At 66.6% G+C, this 1,433-nt stretch carries 1 protein-coding gene; it reads right to left on the bottom strand.

Features of this window, described 5'->3' with window-relative positions; translation table 11 throughout:
* On the bottom strand, positions 1-1,433 hold a 1,433-nt coding region (locus EV651_RS41105; protein ID WP_133791667.1), incomplete at both ends, for a molybdopterin dinucleotide binding domain-containing protein.

The raw sequence follows: 1,433 nt of genomic DNA, 5'->3' as shown, positions 1-1,433 counted from the left end.
CCGCCACGTTTGCCGGACGTCTCCGCGATCGGTACGTCGATCAACCGGTCCTGCGCGTGATGCATGTAGACCGTTCCCTCCGGCATCCGGTGCGACACGATCGCCCGCGCGACCACGACCCCGTTGCGGTTGACCGCCTCGATCCAGTCGTTGTCCTCGACACCGACCTTGGCGGCGTCCTTGTCGCTCATCCAGATCGTCTGACCACCACGCGACAGCGACAGCATGAACAGGTTGTCCTGGTACTCCGAGTGGATCGACCACTTGCTGTGCGGGGTCAGATAGCGGACCGTGACCCCGAGCTCGCCGGTCGACCCGATCCCGGGTTCGGCGAACAGTGCACCCATGTTCAGCGGCGGCCGGTAGACCGGTAGGTTCTCGCCGAGCTCGCTCATCCAGTCGTGATCGAGATAGAAGTGCTGCCGCCCCGTCAAGGTGTGCCAGGGTTTGAGCCGCTCGACGTTGATCGTGAACGGCGAGTACCGGCGCCCGCCCGCCTCCGAACCCGACCATTCCGGCGACGTGATGACCGGGACCGGCGCCGCCTGCGTATCGGCGAACGTGATCTGCTTGCCCTCGTGCTCGGCCGCCAGATCGTGCAACTGCGTCCCGGTCCGCTTCTCCAGGGTCTTGAAGCCCTGCGTCGCGAGGTGCCCGTTCGTCGTACCCGACAGCGCCAGGATCGCCTCACACGCGTGCACGTCGCGTTTCAGCGAGGGGCGTCCGTCGGCGGGACCGCCACGAATCGGGCCGTTCTTTGCGCGCAGGTAGTCGACCGAGGCCGTGACGTCGTAGGTCACGCCCTTGGTCGTAGCGCCGAGCTTCTCCATCAGCGGCCCGAGCGCCTGCATCTGGGCACCGACCGCGGCGTAATCGCGTTCGACCTCGACAATCTTCGGCATCGTGACCCCCGGAACCGGCTCACACTCACCGTGCTTCCAGTCCCGTACGACGCCGTGCGGGTTGGCCATCGCGTCCGGGGTGTCGTGCAGCAGCGGCACGGCGACCACATCTCTGCGCCTGTCGAGCCGGCCGGCGGCGAGCTCGCTGAACTTGTCCGCGATCGCCTGCCACGCGTCCCAATCCGTCCGGGTCTGCCACGGCGGCGCGATCGCCGGATTGAACGAATGCACGAACGGGTGCATGTCGGTGGTGTTCAGATCATGCTTCTCATACCAGGTCGCCGCCGGCAGCACGACATCGGAGAAGATCGTCGTACTGGTCTGGCGGAAATCCAAGGTCAGCAGCAGGTCCAGCTTCCCCTCCGGCGCCTGCTCGTGCCAGTCCACCTCCCGCGGACGCTGGCCGCTGCCCGCCTCGGCGGCGCGCAGAGAGTTGTCGGTGCCCAGCAGATGCTTGAGGAAATACTCGTTCCCCTTCCCCGACGACCCGAGAAGATTCGCCCGCCAGATCGCCAGCACCCGCGGGAAGTT

The organism is Kribbella sp. VKM Ac-2571 (assembly GCF_004362255.1).
In the GTDB taxonomy this organism is placed as follows: Bacteria; Actinomycetota; Actinomycetes; order Propionibacteriales; family Kribbellaceae; genus Kribbella; species Kribbella pratensis.
The sequence above is the reverse complement of the archived record's forward strand: the minus strand, read 5'-3'. Positions and strand labels throughout refer to the sequence as shown.